Raw genomic sequence first — 24,943 nt, 5'->3', positions numbered from 1 at the left:
GATCCTGGGAAGGGAATCCCGCGATCCGGCACGACGAGGGCAGGCAGAGGATGAGTACCGGCAACGAGACCGACGAGCGGGATCCCTACGCCCCGCCGCCGGAGGGTACGCCCGATCGCCCGCCGGCCGCCCCGTGGAACGTGCCCGGCAACGGGCGAGGGGACGGCGGCAACGGGGGCGATCGGCACGGTCGCGAGGACCGGCCGCAACGGGCTCCGCGCGAACCGCGCGAGCAGCCCGACCCGAAGGACATCCGGGTCCGCAACGGCCGACTGGCGCTGTGGTCGGGGGTGTGGGCGGTGTTCTTCGCGCTGTTCCTGCCGTCCGACCTGGGTCTGGTGCTCGGCGTGGTGCTGGGCGTGGTCGCGCTGGTGCTCGGCATCCGCACGGTGCGCGGGACGACGCCGGCCACGGCCGGACCGCGAATCGAGGAGGGTCCCGGCGGCACCGCGCGGCATCCGGGGCACGCCCCGGGCGGTCCGGCGCATCGGCCGCGCGTTCGCCGACCGGCGGGCGCCCGTTCCGGCGCCGCGCTCGCGGGTCTGGTCACCGGCGCGATCGCGGTGGTCTACGTGCTGGGCGTGTGGACGTTCGAGGCGGTCAACAAGGACTACTACGACTGCATGGACAGCGCGCTCACCAAGACCGGCGAGCAGCGTTGCCTGGACAAGCTGCCCGAGCGCTACCACTGGGTCGTGGACGGCACGTTCTAGGTATCGCCGGGTGCCGCTGGGTGCCGAGTTCTTCCTGCGTGCCGCGCTCGGCTAGGAAGGGCCGGTGGTTCCGAGGGCCGTCTCCGTCTCGGCGGGGGCGGCCTTCGGGCTTTTTTGGCCGCGCCACCAGGTCGTGGCCAGCGCGGTCGGGGCGGCGATCAGCGCGATCTCGACGGTCAGCGCGGCGGCGGTGCGCCACACGTTCGGGCCCAGGTCGGCGAGGTTGGCCAGGCCGGCGGTGCCGGAGGCGAGCCGGGCCGAGGCGAGGGCGAGCAGGCCGACACCCAGGCCCGCGCCCGCGGCGTGCGAGGTGACCGCGAGCCAGGCCCGGGGCGGCTCGGCGCGGGCCGCGAAGAAGCCCGCCGCGACGCCCGCGAGCACCGGGAGCACCGCGGGCGCCCACGCGGTGGAGGGCACCGTGGCCGGGCCGGGCAGCGCGGCGAGCAGCGGCAGGGTGGGCAGCGTGCCCAGGGTGCCGCCGGTGGGCGCGATGGTGGTGGCCGCGCCGAGCGCGAACCCGGTGCCGGCGGCGTAGGACACCGCCCACACGATCGCGTTGGGCACCAGCGCGGCGCACAGTACGGCCAGCGCCGCGAAGCCGACCGGGTCGTGGGTGGTCAGCGCCAGCGCGACCCGAACCTGGCCCGCGTGCGCGAACAGGCACGCGAGCACCAGGAGCGCCCCGCCCGCCGCGAGCACCGCGGCCGAGGCCAGGGCGGCCCGGACGGCGGGCACCCGGACCAGCGCGGGCCCGAACGCGCCGAGCACCCCGGCCGCCAGGACCCCGAGCGCGGCCGGCACGACCGTGTCGAACACGGGCCGCACGCTCGCCGTACCGACGCCGAGGGCGACCGCGTACAGCAGGCCGGTGTACACCAGCACCTGGGACGCGAGCACGATCGCGGTCCCGGCCAGACCGTCCGCGAGCCGCCGGCCGATCCGGCACAACACCCAGATCAGCGGCACGGTCAGGCCGAGCGGGGTGAGCCGCAGCGGTACCACGGTCACGATCGGTTCGACCGATCCGGTCGCCCGATGGCTGATCTCGACGAACTCGAAGCCCACGTGGTGCGCGGCGAGCCAAATGCCGCCGATCACCCGCAGCAGCGCCTGCGGGTGATCGAAGCCGCCCGAGGTGGCGCCGCACGTGGCCACGATCAGTACGAGCACCGCCACGCCGCCGAGCCCGGCCCCGACCGCGAGCAGCGCCGACACCACGCCTCGGGCCAGCGCCTGCGCGATCCGGGCGGTGTCGGGGCGGCGGTCGGCGAGGGCGACCAGGGCAGGCAGGCCCGGCAGGGCGGCCAGGACCGCGGCCGGCGAGCGGCCGGGCTCCGGTGGGCCCCACGGGCGATCGGCGGGCGACTCGGGCCCACCGGGGGTCTCGACGGGGCTCAGCACCGGGAGCGCGGCGGGCGGACGGTCCGGCTTGGACGGGACGACGATCGGCGGAGTCTCGGGGCGGGGCGGGGCGAGGAGGACCTCGGCGGGCTTGGTGGCCTCGGTGGACCCCGAGTACTCGGCGGCGCACTCCCCGGGTTCGGAGGGGTCCACCGAGTCCTCCCGGTCTCCCGGGTCTCCCGGGTCTCCCGGAGCCACCGGGTCCACCCGGTCCACCGGGTCCGGCGGCCCGGACGGTCCCGGCGTCTCGGCGGTTTCGGGGGGATCGACGACCGACCCGGGTTCCGCCTCCGGCAGCGACCCGGGCGACTCCCCCAGAGCTTGGGGCGGGGACATCCCGGGGGTGGCCGGAAGGCGCTCGACGCCGGCCCACGGGGTGGATCGGGCCACCGTCCAGGGCGCCGACGGGCCGCGTTCGTTTTCCGGCATTTCGGTCACGGCCCCATGCTGCCAACGCGGATCCGATCCGGGCCGCATATGGCCGCCGAGCGCGGCAAGACACCCCATTTGCTCGATTGGGGTCATTTAATATGCATTATCAATCGCCCCTCGGGTACCTCAGGCCCCTATGGGCATCGACAACGAGCGGAACACCTCCCGCGAGCGTGCCCCGGGCTTCGAGGCCCTGCACGCGGCGATCGCATCCGACATCGCGCGCTACGCGTACCTGTTGACCGCGAGCCCCACCCGGGCCGCACACGTGACCCGGCGCGCCTTCGCGCTGGTCTGGCGCGACCTGCCGGACGTCGCGAACACTCCGGCCGACGCCGGCCACGTACGCACCCTCGCCGGCGACCTCGCGCTCGGCCACCGGTTCCTGCTGCGGCGCGCGATGTGGCGCCTGGTGCCGCATCCGGACCACACCGACCGGGTCGTCCCGCACACGGACGACGACGCGCGTCGCGAGCAGGACATCGCGCTCCTGCGCGCGCTCCAACGGGTGCCCGGGCACCGTCGGCGGGTGTTCGTGCTGCGTCACCTGTTCGGGATGTCGCCGGAGCAGGTCGCGGTCGAGACCGAGGCGACCACCGAGGCGACCCTGATGCGGCTCGTGCACGCGCACGAGGACCTGGCCGAGCTGGTCCCGGCGCTGACCGGGCCGTCACCGAACTGCCAGGAGGCGCACGACTTCCTGAGCACGATCACGTGCGATCTCGCGGCACGGTACGAACCGCGTGTGCCCGGGCCGCACGCGGCCAGGCTGGGCAGCAGGACGCGGACCTCGGTGCTGGTCGCGATGGTCGCGGCGGCGGTCCTCGCCCTCGTGATCACGTCGCTGCCCCGGCTGCTCGACCCGGCCACCTCGCGGGACTCGCGAGGCGGCTACCGGGTCCGCCCGATCACCGGTCCCGAGGTGGCCCGACGCCTGCCACCGGTACCCGGCGACGTGGAGACCCCACCGGCGCCGGCCGCCGCACCGCCCGCACCGGCCGCCGCACCGCCGGCGCCGGAGGCACCCACTCCGCCGGCCGCGCCGGCGCCCGCGGAACCGGAGCCGGCACCCGCGGCGGAACCGGCGGCGCAGCCCGTCGGCCCGGAGCCGGCCGCCGCGCCGACACAGCCGATCAAGCCGCTGGTCCGGCCGGTGGCGCCCACCGTGCAACGCACGTTCGGGCCGACCCCGACCGGGGTGTTCACCCTCGCGTCGGCGGCCCCGAGCGGGCCGGACACGATGCCCGCCCCGAAGAGCGCGTTCGTGCTCGACACGAGCTGCCTGGACAACGGTCTCCGGCGCACGCCGCCGCTCTGACCGGGTCCCGTACGGGCTGGAGGAAACCACGACGCCCCGCGAACCGCCTGGAAAGCGGTTCGCGGGGCGTCGTCGGCTACGGGCGACCGGTGGGTCAGCCCGCCATGATCTCGCGCATCAGGCGCGCCGTCTCGGACGGCGTCTTGCCGACCTTGACGCCGACGGCCTCGAGCGCGTCCTGCTTGGCCTGTGCGGTGCCCGAGGAGCCCGAGACGATGGCGCCGGCGTGGCCCATGGTCTTGCCCTCGGGGGCGGTGAAGCCCGCGACGTAGCCGACGACCGGCTTGGTGATGTGCTCGGCGATGTAGGCCGCGGCACGCTCCTCGGCGTCGCCGCCGATCTCGCCGATCATCACGATCGCGTCGGTGTCCGGGTCGTCCTGGAACGCCTGGAGGCAGTCGATGTGCGTGGTGCCGATGATCGGGTCGCCGCCGATGCCGACGGCGGTCGAGAAGCCGATGTCGGCCAGCTCGTACATCATCTGGTAGGTCAGGGTGCCCGACTTGGACACCAGACCGATCCGGCCCGGCTTGGTGATGCCGGCCGGGATGATGCCCGCGTTGGACTGACCCGGGGTGATCAGGCCGGGACAGTTCGGGCCGATGATCCGGGTCTTGTTGCCCTTGGCGCCGGCGAGCGCCCAGAACTGCGCGGTGTCGTGCACCGGCACGCCCTCGGTGATCACCACCGCGAGGCCGATCCCGGCCTCGATGGCCTCGACCACGGCGTCCTTGGTGAACTTCGGCGGCACGAAGACCACCGTGACGTCCGCGCCGGTGGCCTCCATGGCCTCGGCCACGGTGCCGAATACCGGTACCTCGGTGCCGTCCACGTCGACCGTGGTGCCGGCCTTGCGCGGGTTCACGCCACCGACGATGTTCGTCCCGGAGGCGAGCATCCGGTGGGTGTGCTTCATCCCCTCGGAGCCGGTCATGCCCTGGACGATGACCTTGCTGTCCTTGGTCAGGAAGATAGCCATGCTGGGTCGGTCTCCCTTACTTCGCGGCAGCGAGCTCGGCGGCCCGCTCGGCCGCGCCATCCATGGTGTCCACCTGCTGGACCAGCGGGTGGTTCGCGTCGGTCAGGATCTGCCGACCCAGCTCCGCGTTGTTCCCGTCCAGACGCACGACGAGCGGCTTGGTGACCGCCTCGCCCTTCTGCTCGAGCAGTTCGAGCGCCTGCACGATGCCGTTCGCGACCGCGTCGCACGCGGTGATGCCGCCGAAGACGTTGACGAACACCGACTTGACGTCGGCGTCGCCCAGGATGATCTCCAGGCCGTTCGCCATCACCTCGGCGGACGCGCCGCCGCCGATGTCGAGGAAGTTGGCCGGCTTCACGCCGCCGTGGTTCTCCCCGGCGTACGCGACCACGTCGAGCGTGGACATGACCAGGCCCGCGCCGTTGCCGATGATGCCGACCGAGCCGTCGAGCTTGACGTAGTTCAGGCCCTTGGCCTTGGCCGCCGCCTCCAGCGGGTCGGCCGCGTCCCTGTCCTCGAGCGCCTCGTGGTCGGGGTGGCGGAAGTCGGCGTTCTCGTCCAGCGAGACCTTGCCGTCCAGCGCGATGATCTTGCCCTCTTCGGACTTGATCAGCGGGTTGACCTCGACGAGCGTGGCGTCCTCTTCGACGAAGACGGTCCACAACGTCTTGAGGGTCGCCACGATCTGGTCGTGCAGCTCGGCCGGGAACTTCGCCGCCTCGACGATCTCGCGGGCCTTGGCCTCGGTCACGCCCTCGATCGCGTCGACCGGGATCTTGGCGAGCGCGTCGGGGTTCTCCTCGGCGACGACCTCGATCTCGACGCCACCCTCGACCGACGCCATCGCCAGGAAGGTGCGGTTGGTACGGTCGAGCAGGAACGAGACGTAGTACTCGTCCACCGGCTTGGCCAGCCCGGCCAGCATGACCTTCTTGACGATGTGGCCCTTGATGTCGAGGCCGAGGATCTGCTCGGTCTTCTCGACGACCTCGTCGGTGCTGAACGCCAGCTTGACGCCACCGGCCTTGCCGCGGCCACCGACCTTCACCTGCGCCTTGACAACGGCCTTGCCGCCCATGCGCTCGGCGGCGGCCCGTGCCTCCTCCGGCGTGAAGACGACTTCACCGGGCAGAACCGGCACACCGTGCTTAGCGAAGAGATCCCTCGCCTGGTACTCGAACAGGTCCACGCGGGTCCGTCCTTGTGATCGCGATCGGATATGCGGAACATGCGCAGCCGCGTCCGTCGTCGCGCAGGGTCCGGCAGGCTCGCCCCCAGACTCTGGTGGACGGCGTCCGCACGCGTAGCTGATCCGCCTGGCAGGTTATCGGGCAAGAGCGCGGGCCCCGAATCAGGGTCTTGATCACACTCCGCGAGCAAAGCTCGAAACCAACCCTGCCGGGTGTCGAGATCCGCCCGTTTAGGCCTGTTCCACCGTGACACAGGGAACACACCGAAACGGACCGTGATCGCGGCAATGTGTCCCATCCCACGCCGAAGCCCTGCGGCCGACAATCACACTTACAGGGAATCCCGACAGACGGACGAACGGAGCGGACAGCATGGACACGCAACCCAGTCCCGAAGAAGGAGTCGAGATGACGGCGCTCGCCCACGAGCCGGGGATCGCCTCGCCGCTCGATGTCTTCACCACGCGGCCCACCGCGTTCATCGCAACGCTGGCGGCCCCGAAGGGCGTGCGCGTGGAGTTCATCGAGGGGAACTATCACATGACACCGCCGGCAAACGACCAGCACAATCGCTGGGCCGTCGAACTGATCGTTCAGTTGCGGATGGCAGGCGTCGACTTGGCTCTGATCGGCAACGGATACTGCTCGGAACCGGCCGGGGAAAGGCACGTAACCGGCGCCTTCATCCCGGATTTCGTGATTCCGTACCGTCTGCCGAACGACTCCGATGAGGCTTACCGCACCAGTCACGACGGCTGGTATCCGGCGAGCATGGTCCACCTCGCCGGTGAGATCACGTCTCCCAGCAACGGGAAGGTGGACCGAGAGGGGAAGTACCGCACGTACGCCCGTGCCGGTATCCCCATCTACGTCCTCATCGACCGACAGAAGAGGTTGGCCGTCTGCCACTCGGACCCGGTGGATCGGGGCGAGGAATCCTACTATCGATCCGCCGACCCGGTGGCGCTCGGCGAAAAGCTGCGACTCCCCGACGACCTCCCCGCCCTGGACACCGCTGCCTTGACCTGACGTTCCAGGGCTCTGGATGGTCCTGCCCCCACCCGGGGAACCGGCGTGACACGTCGGCCCGGACGCTACGGCTCCGGGATCGGGAGTGGCAGGCCCTGGATCGCCGCCGCCATCACCTCCGGGAACAGGTCGGGAGTGCACGCGAAGGCGGGGCTGCCGAGAGCGGCCAGGGCTGCCGCGTTGGTGTGGTCGTAGGCCGGGGCGCCCTCGTCGGAGAGGGCAAGCAGGGTGACGAACGAGGTGCCGGCCGCCTGCATGGCCGCCGCGCGACGCAACATCCCGTCGCGGACACCACCCTCGTACAGGTCGCTGATCAGCACGACGACCGTCTCCGCGGGTCGGGTGATCAGGGACTGGCAGTAGGCCAGCGCGCGGTTGATGTCGGTGCCGCCGCCGAGTTGGGTGCCGAACAGCACGTCCACCGGGTCGTCCAGTTGCCCGGTGAGGTCGACCACGTTCGTGTCGAAGACGACCAGCGAGGTCCGGAGCGAGCGCATCGAGCCCAGCACCGCGCCGAACACCGACGCGTAGACCACCGAGGCCGCCATCGAGCCGGACTGGTCGACGCACAGGATCACGTCCTTGCGCACGCCGTGCCGCTGCCGGCCGTAGCCGACCAGGCGCTCCGGCACGATCGTGCGGTGTTCGGCCTGGTAGTGCTTGAGGTTGGCCTTGATCGTGGCGTTCCAGTCGATGTCGTGGTGCCGCGGCCTGTTGATCCGGGTCGCCCGGTCCAGCGCGCCCTGGACCAGGCTCGTGGTGCGCTGCGCGACCCGGCGCTCCAGGTCGTCGACGACGGTGCGGACCACCGCGCGGGCGGCCTCCTTGGTGGCCTCGGGCATCAGCTTGTTGAGCGCGAGCAGCGTGCCGACCAGGTGCACGTCCGGTTCGACGGCGGCCAGCATCTCCGGTTCCAGAAGCAGCCGGGTCAGGTCGAGCCGCTCGATCGCGTCCCGCTGCAGGATCTGTACGACGCCCGCCGGGAAGTGTTCGCGGATGTCGCCGAGCCAGCGGGCCACCGACGGGGCGGAGGCGCCCAGGCCGGCGGCGCGTGGGCCGGTGCCGCGCCTGCTGCCGCGCGGGGCCGGGTTTCCCGGGCGGTAGAGCGCGGCCAGGGCCCGGTCGATCCGGGTGTCCTGGCCGGTCAGGCCGTAGCCGGTGCCGTCCGCGTCGCCGCCCAGCACCAGGCGCCAGCGGCGCAGTCGCTCGTCGCTCGTGCTCTCGCTCATCGGGTGGCCGCCTCTCGGCGTTCGAGGCCGAGGATCCCGGCCAGCAACGGCAGTACGGCGTCGGCGCGCGCGGTGTCGAACAGGTCGGCGGTCGCGGCCTGTACGGCGGCGTGCGCCGGGGTGCGGACCCGCTCGCCCAGCATTCGGCGCTCGGCCGCGGCGAAGGTGGTGAAGGTGCGTCGAAGCAGCGGCAGGATCTCGGTGAACAGGTCGTCGGGGGTGCCGGTGATCCACTCGTCGACCAGCGCGAGCAGGCGTTCGTCGTGCACGAGCAGCATGCCGCCGCCGGCCAGGAAGCCCTCGATCCAGGCGGCCGATTCGCGATGCGGGACGCCTCGGGTCAGCGCCCGGGCCAGGCGCGGGGCGGCCGCCTCCGGGTCGAGCCGGCCCAGGTCCAGGAGCAGCCGGGTGGCTCGGCCGGTGAGCAGGCCGGGCAGGTTCTCCCGGTCGGCGAGCCGGTCCAGGGTCGCGTGCCACTCGAACTGTTGCTCGTCGGGCAGCAGTTGCACGGCGGCGTGCACGTCGTCCAGGCGTCGGCGCATCGCCTTGGCGCCGTCCTCGTCCAGGCCCGCGCAGGCGGGCGGCAACCCGACGCAGATCCGGACCACCAGACCGGCCACCACGGTGCCCAGCGCGGAGGTGTCGGTGCCGCGTACGTCGCCGTAGCGCAGCGCGCGCACCAGGCCCGGCAGTGCCTCGGCGAGTCGGCTCACGTCGGTGTCCAACGCGGCGCGTTGCTCCAGTACGCGCATGATCAGCGGCAGCGCGCCGGGCAGGTCGGCTCGCAGGCAGCGCTCGGCGACGTCGGTCACGTCGGCCAGCGATTCGGCCCGGATCGCCAGGTCGGCCGTGCGGGCCGCGGCGGCGGCGACCACGGTGGTTCCCCACACGCCCGCCTCGGCGACCCGGATCGCCAACTCCGGTTGCCAGTCCAGGCGCCAGGTCTCGCGAAAGGTGCCCTTGCCCTCCCGGGCCCGAGCCGGCACGCCCCACGGCACGTCCAGCAGCGCGAGTCGGTTGAGCAGTCGGCTGCGGTCGGCGTGCGAGGGTTTGCGCAGGTCGAGTTCGAGTTCGCGGGCCGAGGGCTCGGGCCGCAGCCGCAGACGGCGCTGTTCGCGGGACAGGTCGCGCTGGAGCGGTACGGCGGGCACCGCGTCGGGCACCTCGCCGATCACGTCGCCCACCACGAGCGCGTCGTGGACCAGCGCGAGCGGCCCGGTGACGCCGTCGCACATCACCGCGCGGACCGCCTCGATCGTCTCGTCCAGGCCGGCCAACGGCCGATCGCGCAGCGCGGCCAGCGCGCTCGCGTGCCGGGTGGCCTCGATCACGTGCGCCGAGGACACCGGGTGGCCGGCGTCGCGCAGCAGCGACGCGATCCGCACGAACCAGCGTGGCAGCAGCTCGCGTTCGTCGGTGCTCGCGTACAGGTGTCGGTACCACCCGGGCGAGGCGACGCCCGCTCCGTAGCCGGAGCTGTGCGCGAGTCGGCGGTGCGTCCACGGCACCCATGTGCTCTCCACCTTGACCTTGGCCCGGTGCGGCGCGAGCAGCGCGCGGTCGGCGGCGGCCGAGACCGGCGCGGCGAGCGCGGGCAGGTGCCACGCGCCGCACACCACGGCGATCCGGCGATGTCCGGCACGGCGCGCGGACCGCACGCACTGGCGCATGTACGCCTCGCGCAGCCGCTCGACGTCGGGCTCGGCCCCGGAGACGGGGGCGGGGGCGGGCGTGGGTTCGTCCTCGCGCAGCGCGGCCATCGCGTCGGCGAGTGCCGCGAACGGGGTCAGCGCGTCCCCGCCGGTGGGCAGCCGGTGCTCGATCACGTCCTCCCACCAGCGCTCCGGGTCGTCCTGGCCGGCCAGTCGGGCCAGCTCCGCGATCGGGTCGAGGCGCGGCGGCGTGGGCGCGGCCTCGGTGTCCCGGGGCGGGTCGTCGGCCGCGCGTTCGCGGCGGGCCCGGTCGAGCGTGAAGGAGACCGCGACCGGCAGGTCGATGAACCGGATGGGTACGCCGTGTGCGCCGGCGTACCGGATGGCCACCCACTCGGGGCTGAAGTCGGCGTACGGCCAGAATCCGGCCTGCGCCGGATCGTCGACGGCGTGCGCGAGCAGGGCGACCGGCGGTCGCATGTCGGGGTCTGCGGCGAAGGAGAGCAGGACGTCCGCCTCGGGCGGGCCCTCGATCAGCACGATGTCCGGCTCGACCTGCGCGAGCGCGGCGGCGACGGCCCGGGCCGACCCGGGGCCGTGGTGCCGGACGCCGAGCAGGATCGGCGGTTCGGGCGCGGGGGTGGGCATCAGGCACGGTCCGCGTCGCGGCAGGCCCGGTAGAAGTCCTGCCAGTCGGCCCGCGGCCGCACCGCCGTCTCCAGGTACTCGCGCCAGACCAGGGTGTCCGCGGCCGGGTCCTTGACCACCGCGCCCACGATGCCCGCGGCCACGTCCGCCGAGCGCAGTACGCCGTCGCCGAAGTGCGCGGCCAGTGCGAGGCCGCCGGTCACCACCGAGATCGCCTCGGCGGTGGACAGCGTCCCGGACGGGGTCTTCAGCTTGGTCCGGCCGTCCTCGGTCAGACCGCCGCGCAGTTCGCGGAACACCGTGACCACGCGCCGCAGTTCGGCCTCGGCGGCGGCCACCGGCGGCAGATCGAGCGAGGAGCCGAGCTGGGCCACCCGGCGGCTGACGATGTCCACCTCGGCGTCCGCGGTCGCGGGCAACGGGAGGACCACGGTGTTGAACCGGCGGCGCAGCGCGGACGACAGCTCGTTGACGCCCCGGTCGCGGTCGTTGGCGGTGGCGATCAGGTTGAACCCGCGCACGGCCTGGACCTCGTCGTTCAACTCCGGTACCGGCAGGGTCTTCTCGGACAGGATGGTGATCAGCGAGTCCTGTACGTCCGCCGGTATGCGGGTCAGTTCCTCGACCCGGGCGACCTGCCCGCGGCTCATCGCGCGCATCACCGGGCCGGCCACCATCGCCTCGCGGCTGGGCCCGTGCGCGAGCAGTTGTGCGTAGTTCCAGCCGTAGCGAATGGCCTCCTCGGGCGTGCCCGCGGTGCCCTGGACCAGCAGCGTGGAGTCGCCGCACACGGCGGCGGCAAGGTGTTCGGACACCCACGTCTTGGCCGTGCCCGGCACGCCGAGCAGCAGCAGCGCGCGGTCGGTGGCCAGCGTGGTGACGGCGACCTCGACGATCCGCCGGGGGCCGATGTACTTGGGCGAGATCACCGTGCCGTCCGCGAGTGTGCCGCCCAGCAGGTAGGTGGCCACCGCCCACGGCGAAAGCTTCCAGCGCGGCGGCCGGGGCCGCTCGTCGGCGGCGGCGAGCGCGGCCAGTTCGGCGGCGAACGCGTCCTCGGCGTGCGCCCGCAGGACACTCTGCTCAACCGGTTCGGCGGACATGGTCACAGCGCTCCCCCAGGGCTCGAACAAACCCGAACAGACCCCATCCTGCCGCCCGGGTCCGACACGTTCGGGGCCGCCGATCTCACAGGTGTTCGAGCAGGAACCCGGTCTCGACGGTCGCGTCGAACGGCTCGGGCAGGCGCACCGCGGCGCCCGCCCGCACTCGCTCGGTGAACGTGTAGCGCCCGTCGACCGGCTCGAAGTGCACGATCACCTCGTGCTTGTGCCGATCCACGATCAGCATCACCGGCACCTCGGCTCGTGCGTACTCGCCGGGCTTCTCCCGCACGTCGACGCGGCGCGTGCTGTCCGAGGTCACCTCGACGAACATCCAGACCCCGGACGCGGACAACGCGTGGCCGTCCCGGAACTCGGCCTTCTTTCGGGGATCGAGGACGACGAGGTCGGGTGTGCGCTCGGTGCCGACGCCCACCACGAAGGCAACACCCTCCAGCACCAGGATCTCGGCCGGAAGCGAGGGTTCGAGCAGATGGCGCAGGCCCGTGAGGATCCGGGCATGCTCCCAGTCCGGCGATGCCTGCATGACCAGGCCCGCCGGAGACGCCTCCCACCGCACGCTCTCGGGAAACTCGCCGGAGTCGCGCAGCATCCGCAGGGCGGTGAGGCGCAGGTTCGCCAGTGGGTCGATCTGATCCGCGTCGTCGGTCACCCGCCGATCCTCTCGCGGCGAGGTCCGCCGAGGAGGGGACGACGGGCGGTCCACCCGGACGAATGATTCGGCCGCCCGGTCGACCACCGGGCGTCCGGGCCGAGGGCGCCCGAGGTTCAGCCGCCCAGGAGTTCCGCGCGCATCGTGGCCCGGTAGCGCAGGGTGTCGGCCAGGGCGCGGAAGGCCTTGGGCCATTCGCCCTCTCCCTCGGCCAGGTGCTCCACCCGGTCGATCGTGCTCGGGTCCAGGCCGCGGCCGGCCACGTCGCGGGCACCGCTGAAGCTCCAGGGGTAGCCGCCGCCCTCGGCCGCGCTCGCGAGCGCGTCCAGGACCGCGTCGCCCAGCGTGTCCGGCCATGGCGCCGGGCAGTTGGTCAGCAGTTGCAGGGCCTCGGAAAGCCCGTGCGCGGCGATGTGCCGGGCCACCTGTTCGGCGCACTCGGCCGCCGGCAGCACGGTCAGCAGCCGGGTGGGCGCGCCGCGCCCGGCCAGCGCCCGGGCCCAGGCGACGTCCCGCTGGAGCACGGCCGCGCGGGCCCAGCCCTCCCGGACGTCCTCCACGAAACGGCGCGGCAGCGGGCGGGCCACGATCTCCTCGGGGCTCGCCCCGAACACCTCCCGCCACACCCCGAGCGGCGTGGCCGCGACGATCTCGCCCAGCCACCACGAGTGGTCCTCGCGCCCGGTCGGCGAGGTCTCCGCGATGCCGTCCCGCAGCATCGCCTCGTCGCACTCGCTCGGCGGCACCACCAGCACCCGACCCGCGCCGCCGGGCCGCAGACAGGCCAGCGCCCGCTCACGCATCCGGGCCACGAAGGCCGAACCGGGCAACTCGGTGAGCAACCGCGCGGCGGCCACCCGCACCACCTTGGCCCGATCGTCCAGGGCCTGCTCCAGGAACGCCTCGTCGCCGCCCGACAACCCGGTGCGCAGCGCCGCCACCAGCACCGAGCGGTCCTCGGCCGGCTCGGCGTGCCACACCTGGGCCAACAGCCCCCGGGCCGCGTCCGGATCGTCGCCGCGCAGCACCTCGAACGCCGCGAGCCGCTCACCGAACCGTCCGTGTCGCCACTGCTCGACCGGATCGTCGATGGCACCGGCCGCGATCCGGGTCAGCCACACCCACTCCGGATTGAGCCCGGCCAGCCAGCGTCCCCGCGGTCCGGCCAGGTCGGCCACGGTCTCGCGCAGGTCGGTCCGCGAGCGGGCGGCGGTCAACAACGCCGGCAGTTCGGATTCCGGCGCGCGCAGTCCGGCCGCGCGGGCCAGCGCGAGCCACTCGGGCAGGAAGTCCATCCCGTCGCCCTCGAGCAGGATCCGCAGCCGCGCCCGGGCCGGCTCCGGCACGGCCGGCCGGGGGTCCACCTCGGTGCACGGCGCCGGCGGCGCACCCGCGGGGGCTCGCCGGCCCGCACGCCGATGCACCATCACGATCGCGGCCAGGTCGAGCAGCCGCACCGCTTCGTCCGCCCGGTCCACCCGCGCGGCCAGTGTGCCCAGCGCGTCCCGCGCGGGTAGTTCCGCGGCCGGTCGCCGTCCGGTGCCCACCAACGCCGCCGACACCAGGTCGTCCCACACCGGATCCGCCACCCGCATCCGAACTCCCCTTCCGCACAGGCCGATCGGCAACGCCGACCGACACACCGCCGATGGTCTCCGGGCCCTTCCGGACCGATCCCGCGCACCGCGCGCCGAGGCGCCGCCGGCCGCCGAGGCGCCGTCCCGCACCCGGGCCGAGCCGCGCGACCGGCTACAACTGCACGGCCTGGCCCTCGTGCCACGCGGTCACCGGGACGAACCCGCGCGCGCCGTACTCGCCGAACACGGTCAGCCCGGCGCCGCCCGACATCGCGGACAGCCGCCACAGCGCCTGTTCGCCGGTCCGCGCGCGGTCCACCGGCAGCCAGAAGCCGTCCGCTCCCGCGATCCGCCAGCCCATCGGCTCCGGCACCGCGACCACGTCGGCCAACACCACCGGCCAGGCCTCCAGCCACGGTTCGCTGCGCAACGCCTCGGCGTAGCCCACGGTGGCCTCCTCCGGCCCGACCCCCGCCGGCTCCGTGCCCTCCAACGACGCGCCGCTCCGCTCGCCCAACGCCGCCCGCAGCGGCACCGCGTCGTCGTGGAAGGCGGCGTCGGCCTCGATCGATCGGCCCACCGGCAGGGCCAGTTGCGGCGCGCGGCCCTGCGGCCCGAAGGCCAGCACCAGCGCCGGCCGACCGGATTCCGTGCCGCGCAACCAGATCCGACGCTCCGTCAGATTGCCGTCCACACTGTCCCGGCTGCCCAGCACCAGCCAGCGATCCCGCACCACCGTGCCCGCCTCCCGGGCCTTGCGCAGCACGTCCTCCGCGTCCACGGTCCAGCCGATCCGCGCCCGCAGCCCGGCCGCCAGGGACGGGTCCAGGTCGTCGGCGTGTTCGTGGGCGCGCAGCAGCAGCCACAACTCGGCGTAGTCCTCGAGCAGTCGGCCCGGCCAGCCCTCCGCCCCGGATGCCGGTATCGCGCCGGCCGCGCGCAACCGGGCCGCCAACCCCGGTGCCTTGGCGTCGACCATGCGCTCGGCGATGCCGTCCCACATGGCGTACCCCTCGCGCTCGGTGCCCGCCAGGCCCTGATGGACCCGGTCGGCCAGCCAGCGGCGCAACCGCTCGGCGCCCTCGGCCACCTGCGCCGCGCGCTGTTCGGCCCGCCGTCGGGCCGCGACGGGGTCGGCCGGCGCGGATCCGGCCGACGCGGCCTTCCCGGCCCGCTCCCGCCGCCCGGTCAACCACACGTCCGCCCAGTCCGGGGCTCCCGCGTCGGCGGGCACGGCCGTCGGGTCGGCCGCCCACAGGAGCAGCAGCCCGAGCACGTGCTTGCACGGGAATTTGCGGCTGGGACACGAGCATTGCGACGCGGGTCCGCTCAAGTCGACCACCGTGCGGTAGGGCGTCGACCCGCTTCCCGCGCACACGCCCCACACCGCACCGCCCCCGCCGGCGAAGGTCGTGGCACCTGCGGCCGACCATGGGTGTGCTGTCGCCAGCTTGCTCCCGGCCTTGCGTGACGCCGCGTCGGGAGCGAGAGCCAGCACCTGTTCCGCGGTCCACCGTTCCAGCATGACGGTCACGGTACGGGCCCGCACCGACACGTGTGTACGTGCCGGCCGAACCCGACCGCCGGTTGTCCTGATCCGGGCGAAGTGCCCGGTCAGGCGGGCGTGGTCGCCACGTGCGCGCGCACCCAGTCGACGATGTCGGTGGTCGGCGCGCCCGGCGTGAAGACCGCCGCGACGCCGATCCGCTCGAGCTCCGGGACGTCCTCCTCCGGGATGATCCCGCCGCCGAAGACCAGGATGTCCTCCGCCTCGCGCTCCTTGAGCAACTCGATGACCTTGGCGAACAGCGTCATGTGCGCTCCGGAGAGCACGGAGAGGCCGATCGCGTCGGCGTCCTCCTGGATGGCCGTCTCCACGATCTGGACCGGGGTCTGGTGCAATCCGGTGTAGACCACCTCGAAGCCCGCGTCGCGCAGCGCTCGGGCGACCACCTTGACGCCGCGATCGTGCCCGTCGAGACCGGGCTTGGCCACCACGATCCTGATCGGTCCGGGAACACCCATCACTGCCTCCATGTACATCGCGAAGCCCTCGCCCGGAGCGTAACCCCCGACCGGGGCGGGCCGCCCGGGGTGGTCCCCGGGACGAGCACCCGCCGGGCGAAGTCCCTTTGGCAACAGAGACCCTGAATGACCGTCATGTCGATGAACCCACCGCTTCGTCCGCGTGTCGTCGGGGATACCCACCAGTAGGCGGTTCGCGACCGTCGGTAGGCGCCTCGCGCGCCACAGCCGCCGGGCCCGTCCCGCGTCGCCACCCGGAGGCCCGCATGGCGCTCGCGTCCCCCGCTCCCGACCGCCCCGCCCCCGTACTGCCGCCCGCCGCGATCCTGCGTGGCGCGGCGCGCGAGGTCGTGCTGATCGCCGGACACCTCGCCCGCCACCCCGGCGGCCTGCTGCCGACGCGCCCGACCGCCCGTCGCGGGACCGGCGGGCGGGCCGACCCGGCGCCGATCGAGGCCGGCGAGCGGCTCCCGGTGGTGCTCGTGCACGGGCCGGCCGACAACCGTTCGATCTTCGGCCCGCTGCGCCGGTCGCTGCTGCGCGCGGGTGCGGACGTACACGCGGTCAACCACAACCCTGTCGGCGGCGACGTGGCGGGCAAGGCGGCACTGCCGGGCCGGTACATCGAGCAGGTGTGCGCACGTGACGGCGCGACCGGTGTGCATGTGATCGGCCACAGCCTCGGCGGCCTGATCGCCCGCTACCACGCCCAGTTGCTCGGCGGCGACGCGCTGGTACGCACCGTGGTGACCCTGGGCACCCCGCACGGCGGCACCCGCACAGCACGGTTGCTCAGCGCGCACCCGCTGGTCCGGGAACTGCTCCCGGCCGGCGCGCCGATCGCCGCGCCGGCGGGGCCGGCGCCCGGCTGCGCGACGCGTTTCGTGGCCTACCGGGGCGGCCTGGATCCGTTCGTACTGCCGTTGTGGTCGGGCGCGATCGACCACCCGGACCCGGACGCGGTGAACGTCCTGGTTCCCGGTGCCGGGCATGTCACACCGACCGTGCACGCGCCCGTGTCGGCGGAGATCACCCGATTGCTCTGCACCGTGCGCCCGATCGGGCGCGACGCCGCGCCCACGGCCGTGCGACCGGCTTCGACGCCGCCGGACCTCGTCACCCGCTCGGCGGCCTGACCTGCGGTTCTCATCGCGAGGATTGTCCTGCGAACGTCAAGAGCACTACAGTCCGATTCCGACCAGCCCCCGAGACGAAGGCGACGTAGGTGACGGACGTTCGCTATCCGAGCGAGGATCAGCAGGGTCGCTACGTTCCGGACGCCGAGGGTGCGTACTCCCCCTACGGCCCGTCCGGCTCGTTCCAGGGCGGCTACGACCAGGGATACGGCCAGACCTCGGGGTACGACGCGAACGTGTACCCGGCCGGTACGAACGGCGGTTACCCGGCGGTCGATTCCTCGGGCGGTTGGAGCGCGCAGGCTCCGTCGTACGACGGTTACGACGCGACGGCGACGTACGCCGGTACGAACCACGATCCCGCGGGCTACGCCACGCCCGGCCACGACACCTCGGCCTACGGCTCCTCGGGCTACGACGCGTCCGGGTACCAACCCGCCTACGACGCCTCGGGATACGCCTCGGTGTCGGGCTACGACGCGTACGGCCGGGCGATCCCGGGCGGGTCGTCGGACGGGTACGACAGCGGCGCGCACGCCGCCGTCTCGGGCGGCTACGACGCCGTGACCGGCTACGACGGCTCCGGCACGTACGGCTACGCGGCGGTCCCGGACAGCGGCGGGTACGCCGCCTACGACGCGCAGACGCAGACCCGGGCCTGGGCGGTGACCGACACCGCGGTCCAGGACGCGCCGGCCGCGCCGTACGTCGACCCGTCCTGGGACAACGGCTCGAACACCGGTATGTGGTACGCCGCTTCGGACACCGCCGCGTGGGAGTCCGACACCTGGTTCTCCCCCGTCCCGGTGCGCGACGACGCCGACATGTGGTCCGGTGGCAACCGCTCGACGACGGACCTGTTCGACGACGGCACGACGCCCGCGCCGATCGAGCCCGCCTTCGATCTCGGTGACCACGGCGACAGCGTGCCGGCCCGCACCGACAACGAGGTCGAGCCGGACGACGACGCGGCCGACGAGCCGGACGAGCGGAGTCGGCGACAGGACCGGCCGGCCGCGGACACGCGACCGAAGGAGAGCCCGGCCAAGGCCAAGGTCAAGCGCAAACGCGCGCTCCCGCTCACCGCCGGCGCGCCGCTCGCGGTGATGGGCGCGGCGGCGATGGCCGTCGCCGCGATCGGCGGCCTGCACACCGCGGGTGCCGAGACCAAGGACGCGGACCCGGTGGCGGGCGGCGAGGACCTGCCGTTGATGTCGCCGATGGACAAGCAGTTGGTGGATCTCCAGGTCGGCGCAGAGGACTTCGCCGAGCGTGCCAGCCGCGCGCAGACCCGGATCTCCCTCCAGGAGCGTCAGGACGAGACCCGGCGGGCCCAGGAAGAGGCTCAGCGGGCCCAGGAAGCCGAGCGCCAGCGCAAGGAGTCCCTCAGGCCCAAGTACTTCCTCCCGGTCACTCAGCGCGGCCTCAGCGCCTATTTCGGCTCCTCCGGCTCGCGCTGGGCGCACACCCACACCGGCATCGACTTCCCGGTGGACCTGGGCACCTCGGTGTTCGCGGTGATGGACGGCGTGGTGCGCACCGAGGTGAACTCGGCCTACGGCAACATGGTGATCCTGACCGCCAAGGACGGCACCGAGTTCTGGTACTGCCACCTGACCCGGGCCAAGATCCGCTCCGGCCCGGTCAAGGCGGGTGACGTGATCGCCTACAGCGGCGACACCGGCAACAGCACCGGTCCGCACCTGCACTTCGAGGTGCGCCCGGGCGGCGGCGCCCCGATCAACCCGCTCCCCTGGCTCCGCGCGAACGGCCTCGACCCGACCTGACGGCGGGCCCGTCGGGCCGGCGTCGGCTCGCCGCCCGCCGGTCCGGGCCCCGGCGATCTACCGTGGACGCATGACCACTTCCGAGCCGCAGTTCGCGGCCGAGACGGGAAAGCGCGGGGAGTTCGTCCGGCAGGCCAATCGGTTCACCGGACGTCCCGACCCGGAGGCCGGCCGATACCAGCTGGTCGTGTCGTTGGCGTGTCCCTGGGCGCACCGGGCAGTGATCGTGCGGCGCCTGCTCGGGCTGGAGGACGCGCTCGGGCTGTCCGTCGTGGACCCGATCCGGGACGAGACCGGCTGGCGGTTCACCAATCACCCCGACGGGCGCGATCCGGCCACCGGACTGGCCTTCCTCGCCGACGCCTACCGGGCCAGTGACCCGACCTACGCCGGCCGGGTGACCGTGCCCGCGATCATCGACCTGCGGGCCGGGCACGTGGTCACCAACGACTATCCGCAGATCACCCTGGACCTCGCCACCCGCTGGACCGCGCTGCACCGCGCCGGCGCGCCGGACCTGTACCCGCGGCCGCTGCGCGCCGAGATCGACGCGATCAACGCGGACGTCTTCCGGGACGTCAACAACGGCGTGTACCGCTGCGGGTTCGCGACCACGCAGGAGGCCTACGAGGCCGCGTTCGACGCGCTGTTCGCCCGCCTGGACGCGCTGGAGGAGCGGCTGGCCGGGCGGCGCTACCTGGTCGGCGACACGATCACCGAGGCGGACATCCGGCTGTTCACCACGCTGGTCCGCTTCGACGCGGTCTACCACGGCCACTTCAAGACCAACCTGCGCAAGCTGACCGAGTATCCGGTCCTGTGGGCCTACGCCCGCGACCTGTTCCAGACCGAAGGCTTCGGCGACACGGTCGACTTCGACCACATCAAGCGGCACTACTACGTCACCCACGACATGATCAACCCGACCGGCGTCGTACCCAAGGGGCCGGACGCGGCGCTGTGGCTCACGCCGCACGGACGCGGCTGAACGCGGACACGACGAGCGCGCGGGGGGCCGTCGGCCCCCCGCGCGCTCGTACCCGCCGGCGCCTACTTGCCCAGGTCCACCGTCGGCGGCTCCGGGTCGGGGCGGTCGTCCCCGGTGTCGGCCTCGCCCGGCGCGTCCCCCGCCGCCTCGGCCCCGGGTGCGTTCTCGGCCGTGTCGTCGGCGTGCGGCTCGGCGAGGTCCTCGCTCACATCGTGGACCGCGAGCGAAGCGGTCGACCCGAGCGAAACCGGCGGCTCGAGCGACGCGCTCGATGCGAACGACGCGGTCGGCTCCGACGAGGCTCCCGGCTCGAACGACGCGACCGACTCCGGCGAAGTCGTCGTGGGAGCCATCGGCGGCATCGACGCCGCCACCGGCTCCGGCCCGCCCTTGGGCAGCAGCGCCCACAGCGCCCCCGCCAGCCCGGCCAGCCCCACCCCGATCGCCGCGGTGGCCAGGACCCACTGCGCGCTCACCGACACGGCACCGGTCGCCCGCAGCAGGTAGGCGACCGCGATGCCGGTGAAGACCGCGCCCGCGATCAGGGCCATGGGGTCGAAGCGGTACCTGTTCAGCCTCATCGGAAATCGCCCTCCATCCGGGTCGCGGTGCACTGTCGGGTTCTGCGGATGCCGATCGGGTCGGCCGTCGGCGCGCTCATCGGGGCTCCCGGCCGTCGTCGCCGTTCAGCAGTTCGACCTCGCCCGCGCCGACCTTCAGGTCGAGCGTGATCGTCCCGCGCCCCGGCCCCGCCTCCGGAGCCGTGGTCTCCACGCGCCGCGGTCGGTAGCCGTCGTCCCGGCCCGCCGGAGTGCGCACCTGGCCGACGTCGGCGCCGCCCCGGAAGACCACCGTGACGTCCTTGGGCACCCAGACCTGGATCCGCCCCGCGCCGATCCGGGCCTTGACCGTCGCGCTGCCGCCGGCCCCGAGGTCGAGCCGACGCAGGTCGATGTCCATCGTGCCCACGCCCAGCTCGTACGAGGTCGGCAGCGCCGAGACCGAGGTGGGCGTATAGGTGCGCTCACCCGACGGGCCGGTCAGCGGCACGGTGATCGCGGTGACCGCGGCAAGCAGCGCGGTGAGCACGACGGCGGGCACGATCAGCAGCCGGGCCCGGCCGAACCAGGAGCCCGCGAGCAGCCCCAGGCCGACGATGCCGAGCAGGATCGCGAGCGCGACGGTGAGCGTCACGTCCGCGGCCCCCGTGTGGTCCAGGATCCACAGCAGACCGCCGGCGGCGGTGGCCGCGGACAGCGTGGCCAACCGCAGCCACGAGCGCGGGCGCTTGGGCCGCACCGGCTCCGGCGCCGAGGCGGGCCGGTTCTCCTCCGCGGACCCCGAGCCCGGCACCTGCCACCACATCGGCGGCCCGGGCACCGTCGCGCCCTCCGGCCGGGCGTCCACCTGGGTGGGAGCCGGCGTCATCGCCACGACCCCGGCCGTGCGGACCGCGGCCTCGTGCTTCTTCTTCGTGTCGGACCACACCATGAACAACACCACGGCGGTGATCATCAGCAGCGGGATGGACGGACCGAAGCCCGAGTCCAGGTAGGTGAAGAACAAGGCGACCCCCATGACGGCGACCGCGGCGGCGGCCAATGCCCCGTGGTCGAACTTCCTGGAGAGGATCCGCCGCAGCAGCGGCTGTTCCTCGCCCCGGGCCGGGATGAACAGCCAGCCCAGGCTGTACACCAGTACGCCCACCCCGCCGAAGAGCGACAGCACCGCGAACACGATGCGGAAGATCACGGGGTCGAGGCCGAAGTGCTCGCCGAGGCCGCCGCACACACCCGAGACCATCCGGTCCTCGGTGCTGCGCAGGAGCTGCGGGCGAAGCGTCGTCGTGGGCGCCGCGGACGACCCCGGAGGGCCGCCCGGGACGTCGCCGGCCCGGTCGCCGGCCGAGATACCGGGTTTCATGTCGTCGTTCATGGGTCCATCGTGGCGCTCCCGCCGCCCCGTTCCCATCGGGCTCCGCCCTGGCCCGCCCCTGGTTCGACCCTGAGGGCGAATCAGGGTCGAGCCCTGATGCGTCGGGGCTTGCCGGCGTGTGACGATCGGTCGTGTGACCGCCGTCCACCCCCCGCCCGCCGCGCCCGTCCGGCCCGTGCCGCCGACCCCGCGGCTCCGGCGCGCCGCCTCCCACCGGTTCGCCGGCGGCGTCGCGCGTGGTCTGTCCGAGCACCTCGGTGTCGAGGTGCTGCTGCTGCGGGTCGCCTTCGTCGCGCTCGCGTTCTTCGCGGGTCTGGGGATCGCGCTCTACGCGGCCTTTTGGATCTTCGTACCGCAGGGCGCGGGGGCCACGACCCCGCCACCGCGCGAACGTGGTCGGGAGCGGCATCAGGCACTCGCCCTGATCATCGTGCTGATCGCCGCGACCATGCTCACCGGCGTGGGCGCGACCACGAGCGGAAGCAAGGTCGGGGACTGGATCTGGCCGCTGCTGGTGGCCGGCCCCGGGGTGATCCTGCTGTGGCGCCAGGCGGACGAGTCGCAGCGCAACCGGTGGTTCTCGCTGGACGGGCGCAGCCGGGTGGCCGGCGCGCTGCGCACCTTCGTCGGCGCCACGCTGGTGCTGGCCGGTCTGGTGTTCTTCTCGTTCGGCCGGGGCGGCCTCGGCGACGCGCTGGCCGCGATGCGCGGGGCCGGGCTGCTCCTGGTCGGGCTGCTGGTCATCTTCGGCCCGTATCTGCTGCGACAGACGCGCGAGCTGGGCGCCGAGCGTCGGGCCCGGATCCGGGCCCAGGAGCGGGCCGAGGTGGCCGCGCACGTGCACGACTCGGTGCTGCACACGCTGACGCTGATCCAGCGTCAGGTCGACGACCCGCGCGAGGTGGCCCGGCTGGCCCGCGCGCAGGAGCGCGAGCTGCGCGCGTGGTTGTACCGCCCCGACGGCGAGGAACCGGATCGCACCTTCGCCGCCGCGCTGCGCTCGACCGCCGCCGAGGTCGAGGACGCGCACGGCGTGTCGATCGAGGTGGTGTCCGTGGGCGACTGCCCGGTGGACGACAAGCTGGCCGCTCTGCTGGCCGCCGCGCGCGAGGCGATGGTCAACGCGGCGAAGTACGCGGGCGGCGCGGCGATCTCGGTGTTCGGCGAGGCCGACGAGGACACGGTCACCGTCTTCGTGCGGGACCGCGGACCCGGCTTCGACCCGGACGCGGTGCCCGCCGACCGACTCGGTGTGCGAGAGTCCGTGCTGGGGCGCATGCGCCGCAACGGGGGCGCCGCGAACATCCGCAGCGAACCCGGCGAGGGCACCGAGGTCGAGCTGGAGATGCGCCGAGCCGAGGCCGGCCGGGCCGCTGTGGGAAGGACGAACACGTGAACGCCACCGAGACGAGCACCGAGCACCCCGAGGACGCGCCGCGTACCCGGGTGGTCCTGGTCGACGACCACCGGATGTTCCGGACCGGCGTGCGCGCCGAGATCGGTGAGGCGGTCGAGGTGGTCGGCGAGGCCGACGACGTCGCGAGCGCGGTGGCCGTGGTCACCGAGACCCGTCCCGAGGTGGTCCTGCTCGATGTGCACCTGCCCGGCGGCGGCGGGGTCGAGGTGCTGCGCCAGTGCGCGTCGTTGATCCCGGCCGTGCGCTTTTTGGCGCTGTCCGTCTCGGACGCGGCCGAGGACGTGATCGGGGTGATCCGCGGCGGCGCCCGGGGCTATGTGACCAAGTCGATCACCGGCGACGAGCTGATCCGCGCGATCGGCCGGGTCGGCGAGGGCGACGCGGTGTTCTCGCCGCGTCTGGCGGGCTTCGTGCTGGACGCGTTCGCGGCCACCGACGTGCCGCCGATCGACGAGGACCTGGACCGACTCACCCAGCGCGAGCGCGAGGTGCTGCGGCTGATCGCGCGCGGCTACGCGTACAAGGAGATCGCCCGGCGGCTGGTCATCTCGGTCAAGACGGTGGAGACCCATGTGTCCGCCGTACTGCGCAAGTTGCAGCTCTCCAACCGGCACGAGCTGACCCGCTGGGCGACCGACCGCCGGCTGGTCTGACCGGACCGGCGGTATACCCCGGCACACACGACGGCGCCCGTCCTCGGAACGAATCCGAGGACGGGCGCCGTCGACGTGTCGCCGGTGTCCCCGTGGGCCTAGCCGGGTCGAATGGCCGCGAGGAACGGCATCGAGTCCAGCGGCGCCTTGGTCACGGTCTTGCCCGGACGCGGGGCGTGCACGATCTGGCCGTTGCCGATGTACATGCCCACGTGCCGGTTGTCCGAGTAGTAGAACACCAGGTCGCCCGGCTGGAGGGCGCTCTTGGCGATCTTGGGACCGTCGTTGATCTGGGTCCAGGTGGTGCGGCTGAGCGAGACGTTCGCCGCCTTCCAGGACGCCTGGGTCAGGCCGGAGCAGTCGAACGAGCCGGGGCCCTCGGCGCCGGAGACGTACGGCTTGCCGATCTGCGCCAACGCGTAGCTGATCGCGGCCTGGGCCCGGCCGGAGGCCGGGATGTTGGTCGCCGGCGCGGTGTCCTTCTCCTTGTCCCGCGAGCTGCGGTCGGGCGTACGCGAGGTGTCGCCCGCGTGCTCGTCCGAGTCGAGGACTTCCTTCTTCTGCTGCTCGGTGAGCGTGTTCAGCAGCCGCTGGGCCTCGGAGAGCTTGGCCTGGATGTCGGCCTTGTTCTTGTTCAGCTCGGTCCGCAGCTTCTCCAGTTCCGCGAGCTGCGAGGAGGCCTCGGTGCGGTCCTGCTGGAGAACTCGGGCCTGCGCCGCGATCTGCTTCAGCTTGGCGGCCTGCTGGCCGTCGAGCTGGGACATCATCTGCGACTTCTGCAGGTAACCCTCGGGGTCGCCGCTGAGCGCGAGCGAGAGCGACGGCGGCAGGCCGCCGCTGCGGTACTGGTTGGCCGCCAGGACACCGATCTGGTCGCGCAGGGCGTTCAGCGCGGCCTGTTCCTCGGCGATCCGGGCCTGCGTCTGGTTCGCGGTGCCCTGCTGCTTGGTGATCTGCTCCTCGACGCCGTTGGCGGCGTCGGTGGCCTTGATCACGTCGCTGTGCAGTTGGTTGACGCGTTCCTTGGTCTGCTGGAACGACTGCGCGGGATCCGC

Annotated in this window: 21 protein-coding genes; 8 read left to right on the top strand and 13 right to left on the bottom strand. The window is 73.3% G+C overall.

The annotated features are described in order from the left end of the window. The first annotated feature begins 50 nt into the window (after window positions 1-50). On the top strand, window positions 51-713 hold the full coding sequence (locus ACIRL2_RS05330) for a hypothetical protein (RefSeq protein WP_402230324.1): 663 nt from the start codon (window positions 51-53) through the stop codon (window positions 711-713). 51 nt (window positions 714-764) lie between these two features. Here the strand turns inward: ACIRL2_RS05330 and ACIRL2_RS05325 are convergent, their stop codons facing one another. Then, complete coding sequence (locus ACIRL2_RS05325; protein ID WP_402230841.1) at window positions 765-2,543, bottom strand: DUF6350 family protein; 1,779 nt, start codon at window positions 2,541-2,543, stop codon at window positions 765-767. 139 nt (window positions 2,544-2,682) lie between these two features. Between ACIRL2_RS05325 and ACIRL2_RS05320 the strand changes: the two genes are divergently transcribed. After that, window positions 2,683-3,864 carry an RNA polymerase sigma factor gene (locus ACIRL2_RS05320; RefSeq protein ID WP_402230322.1) on the top strand — a complete coding sequence of 394 codons (1,182 nt, stop codon included), beginning with the start codon at window positions 2,683-2,685 and terminating at the stop codon, window positions 3,862-3,864. A gap of 94 nt (window positions 3,865-3,958) precedes the next feature. Here the strand turns inward: ACIRL2_RS05320 and sucD are convergent, their stop codons facing one another. Beyond that, the gene (gene sucD, locus ACIRL2_RS05315; RefSeq protein ID WP_402230319.1) at window positions 3,959-4,843 is read right to left on the bottom strand and encodes a succinate--CoA ligase subunit alpha; all 885 of its coding nucleotides are present in this window, start codon (window positions 4,841-4,843) and stop codon (window positions 3,959-3,961) included. Window positions 4,844-4,859: 16 nt separating this feature from the next. Beyond that, window positions 4,860-6,035 (bottom strand): ADP-forming succinate--CoA ligase subunit beta, encoded by a 1,176-nt coding sequence (gene sucC, locus ACIRL2_RS05310; RefSeq protein ID WP_395869960.1) that lies wholly within the window; start codon window positions 6,033-6,035, stop codon window positions 4,860-4,862. Window positions 6,036-6,444: 409 nt separating this feature from the next. Between sucC and ACIRL2_RS05305 the strand changes: the two genes are divergently transcribed. Next, window positions 6,445-7,065 carry a Uma2 family endonuclease gene (locus tag ACIRL2_RS05305; RefSeq protein ID WP_402230317.1) on the top strand — a complete coding sequence of 207 codons (621 nt, stop codon included), beginning with the start codon at window positions 6,445-6,447 and terminating at the stop codon, window positions 7,063-7,065. Between the two features lie 65 nt (window positions 7,066-7,130). On the opposite strand, the gene ACIRL2_RS05300 is transcribed toward ACIRL2_RS05305, so the two are convergent. The 7 genes from ACIRL2_RS05300 to ACIRL2_RS05270 all read right to left on the bottom strand — a co-directional run bounded on the left by ACIRL2_RS05300 (window position 7,131) and on the right by ACIRL2_RS05270 (window position 15,972). After that, window positions 7,131-8,294 (bottom strand): VWA domain-containing protein, encoded by a 1,164-nt coding sequence (locus tag ACIRL2_RS05300; protein WP_402230314.1) that lies wholly within the window; start codon window positions 8,292-8,294, stop codon window positions 7,131-7,133. Then, the gene (locus ACIRL2_RS05295; protein ID WP_402230312.1) at window positions 8,291-10,594 is read right to left on the bottom strand and encodes a DUF5682 family protein; all 2,304 of its coding nucleotides are present in this window, start codon (window positions 10,592-10,594) and stop codon (window positions 8,291-8,293) included. The genes ACIRL2_RS05300 and ACIRL2_RS05295 overlap by 4 nt, the downstream gene beginning before the upstream one ends. Continuing rightward, window positions 10,594-11,697, bottom strand: coding sequence for an AAA family ATPase (locus ACIRL2_RS05290; RefSeq protein WP_395869968.1), 1,104 nt, complete (start codon window positions 11,695-11,697; stop codon window positions 10,594-10,596). Before ACIRL2_RS05290 ends, ACIRL2_RS05295 begins: the two co-directional genes overlap by 1 nt. 85 nt (window positions 11,698-11,782) lie before the next feature. After that, a complete protein-coding gene (locus ACIRL2_RS05285) occupies window positions 11,783-12,370 on the bottom strand; it encodes a Uma2 family endonuclease (protein WP_395869970.1) in 588 nt (195 codons plus the stop codon). A gap of 116 nt (window positions 12,371-12,486) precedes the next feature. Then, entirely contained in the window at window positions 12,487-13,965 is a 1,479-nt protein-coding gene (locus ACIRL2_RS05280) for a DUF5691 domain-containing protein (protein ID WP_402230309.1), read from the bottom strand. Between the two features lie 154 nt (window positions 13,966-14,119). Beyond that, a complete protein-coding gene (locus tag ACIRL2_RS05275; protein ID WP_395869974.1) occupies window positions 14,120-15,472 on the bottom strand; it encodes an SWIM zinc finger family protein in 1,353 nt (450 codons plus the stop codon). Window positions 15,473-15,561: 89 nt separating this feature from the next. Then, window positions 15,562-15,972 carry a cobalamin B12-binding domain-containing protein gene (locus ACIRL2_RS05270; RefSeq protein WP_395869976.1) on the bottom strand — a complete coding sequence of 137 codons (411 nt, stop codon included), beginning with the start codon at window positions 15,970-15,972 and terminating at the stop codon, window positions 15,562-15,564. A 266-nt stretch (window positions 15,973-16,238) separates the two neighbouring features. Here ACIRL2_RS05270 and ACIRL2_RS05265 point away from each other — a divergent pair, with 266 nt between their 5' ends. The 3 genes from ACIRL2_RS05265 (at window position 16,239) to ACIRL2_RS05255 (ending at window position 19,883) form a co-directional block, all read left to right on the top strand. Beyond that, window positions 16,239-17,108, top strand: coding sequence for an esterase/lipase family protein (locus tag ACIRL2_RS05265; RefSeq protein ID WP_395869978.1), 870 nt, complete (start codon window positions 16,239-16,241; stop codon window positions 17,106-17,108). Window positions 17,109-17,197: 89 nt separating this feature from the next. Next, window positions 17,198-18,895 (top strand): peptidoglycan DD-metalloendopeptidase family protein, encoded by a 1,698-nt coding sequence (locus ACIRL2_RS05260; RefSeq protein WP_402230305.1) that lies wholly within the window; start codon window positions 17,198-17,200, stop codon window positions 18,893-18,895. A 70-nt stretch (window positions 18,896-18,965) separates the two neighbouring features. Beyond that, complete coding sequence (locus ACIRL2_RS05255; protein ID WP_395869981.1) at window positions 18,966-19,883, top strand: glutathione S-transferase family protein; 918 nt, start codon at window positions 18,966-18,968, stop codon at window positions 19,881-19,883. Window positions 19,884-19,945: 62 nt separating this feature from the next. Here the strand turns inward: ACIRL2_RS05255 and ACIRL2_RS05250 are convergent, their stop codons facing one another. Both ACIRL2_RS05250 and ACIRL2_RS05245 read right to left on the bottom strand, forming a co-directional pair. Beyond that, window positions 19,946-20,464 carry a hypothetical protein gene (locus ACIRL2_RS05250; protein WP_402230302.1) on the bottom strand — a complete coding sequence of 173 codons (519 nt, stop codon included), beginning with the start codon at window positions 20,462-20,464 and terminating at the stop codon, window positions 19,946-19,948. A gap of 76 nt (window positions 20,465-20,540) precedes the next feature. Further along, complete coding sequence (locus ACIRL2_RS05245; RefSeq protein ID WP_395869985.1) at window positions 20,541-21,818, bottom strand: PspC domain-containing protein; 1,278 nt, start codon at window positions 21,816-21,818, stop codon at window positions 20,541-20,543. 133 nt (window positions 21,819-21,951) lie between these two features. On the opposite strand from ACIRL2_RS05245, the gene ACIRL2_RS05240 reads away from it, so the two are divergent. Together ACIRL2_RS05240 and ACIRL2_RS05235 are read left to right on the top strand one after the other, a co-directional pair. After that, a complete protein-coding gene (locus ACIRL2_RS05240; RefSeq protein WP_395869987.1) occupies window positions 21,952-23,214 on the top strand; it encodes a PspC domain-containing protein in 1,263 nt (420 codons plus the stop codon). Then, entirely contained in the window at window positions 23,211-23,888 is a 678-nt protein-coding gene (locus ACIRL2_RS05235; protein ID WP_395869989.1) for a LuxR C-terminal-related transcriptional regulator, read from the top strand. Before ACIRL2_RS05240 ends, ACIRL2_RS05235 begins: the two co-directional genes overlap by 4 nt. A 98-nt stretch (window positions 23,889-23,986) precedes the next feature. On the opposite strand, the gene ACIRL2_RS05230 is transcribed toward ACIRL2_RS05235, so the two are convergent. Further along, the coding region (locus tag ACIRL2_RS05230; RefSeq protein ID WP_402230299.1) for an NlpC/P60 family protein at window positions 23,987-24,943 on the bottom strand (957 nt) is incomplete at its 5' end.

It is taken from the genome of Embleya sp. NPDC127516 (genome assembly GCF_044765325.1).
In the GTDB taxonomy this organism is placed as follows: Bacteria; Actinomycetota; Actinomycetes; order Streptomycetales; family Streptomycetaceae; genus Embleya.
The sequence above is the reverse complement of the archived record's forward strand: the minus strand, read 5'-3'. Positions and strand labels throughout refer to the sequence as shown.

Bases quoted from the DNA above. Each gene is read 5' to 3' on its own strand.
- ACIRL2_RS05330 (WP_402230324.1), top strand. From the start codon at position 51: ATGAGTACCGGCAACGAGACCGACGAGCGGGATCCCTACGCCCCGCCG.
- ACIRL2_RS05325 (WP_402230841.1), bottom strand. From the start codon at position 2,543: ATGCCGGAAAACGAACGCGGCCCGTCGGCGCCCTGGACGGTGGCCCGA.
- ACIRL2_RS05320 (WP_402230322.1), top strand. From the start codon at position 2,683: ATGGGCATCGACAACGAGCGGAACACCTCCCGCGAGCGTGCCCCGGGC.
- sucD (WP_402230319.1), bottom strand. From the start codon at position 4,843: ATGGCTATCTTCCTGACCAAGGACAGCAAGGTCATCGTCCAGGGCATG.
- ACIRL2_RS05305 (WP_402230317.1), top strand. From the start codon at position 6,445: ATGACGGCGCTCGCCCACGAGCCGGGGATCGCCTCGCCGCTCGATGTC.
- ACIRL2_RS05300 (WP_402230314.1), bottom strand. From the start codon at position 8,294: ATGAGCGAGAGCACGAGCGACGAGCGACTGCGCCGCTGGCGCCTGGTG.
- ACIRL2_RS05295 (WP_402230312.1), bottom strand. From the start codon at position 10,594: ATGCCCACCCCCGCGCCCGAACCGCCGATCCTGCTCGGCGTCCGGCAC.
- ACIRL2_RS05290 (WP_395869968.1), bottom strand. From the start codon at position 11,697: ATGTCCGCCGAACCGGTTGAGCAGAGTGTCCTGCGGGCGCACGCCGAG.
- ACIRL2_RS05280 (WP_402230309.1), bottom strand. From the start codon at position 13,965: ATGCGGGTGGCGGATCCGGTGTGGGACGACCTGGTGTCGGCGGCGTTG.
- ACIRL2_RS05275 (WP_395869974.1), bottom strand. From the start codon at position 15,472: ATGCTGGAACGGTGGACCGCGGAACAGGTGCTGGCTCTCGCTCCCGAC.
- ACIRL2_RS05270 (WP_395869976.1), bottom strand. From the start codon at position 15,972: ATGGGTGTTCCCGGACCGATCAGGATCGTGGTGGCCAAGCCCGGTCTC.
- ACIRL2_RS05265 (WP_395869978.1), top strand. From the start codon at position 16,239: ATGGCGCTCGCGTCCCCCGCTCCCGACCGCCCCGCCCCCGTACTGCCG.
- ACIRL2_RS05255 (WP_395869981.1), top strand. From the start codon at position 18,966: ATGACCACTTCCGAGCCGCAGTTCGCGGCCGAGACGGGAAAGCGCGGG.
- ACIRL2_RS05250 (WP_402230302.1), bottom strand. From the start codon at position 20,464: ATGAGGCTGAACAGGTACCGCTTCGACCCCATGGCCCTGATCGCGGGC.
- ACIRL2_RS05245 (WP_395869985.1), bottom strand. From the start codon at position 21,818: ATGAACGACGACATGAAACCCGGTATCTCGGCCGGCGACCGGGCCGGC.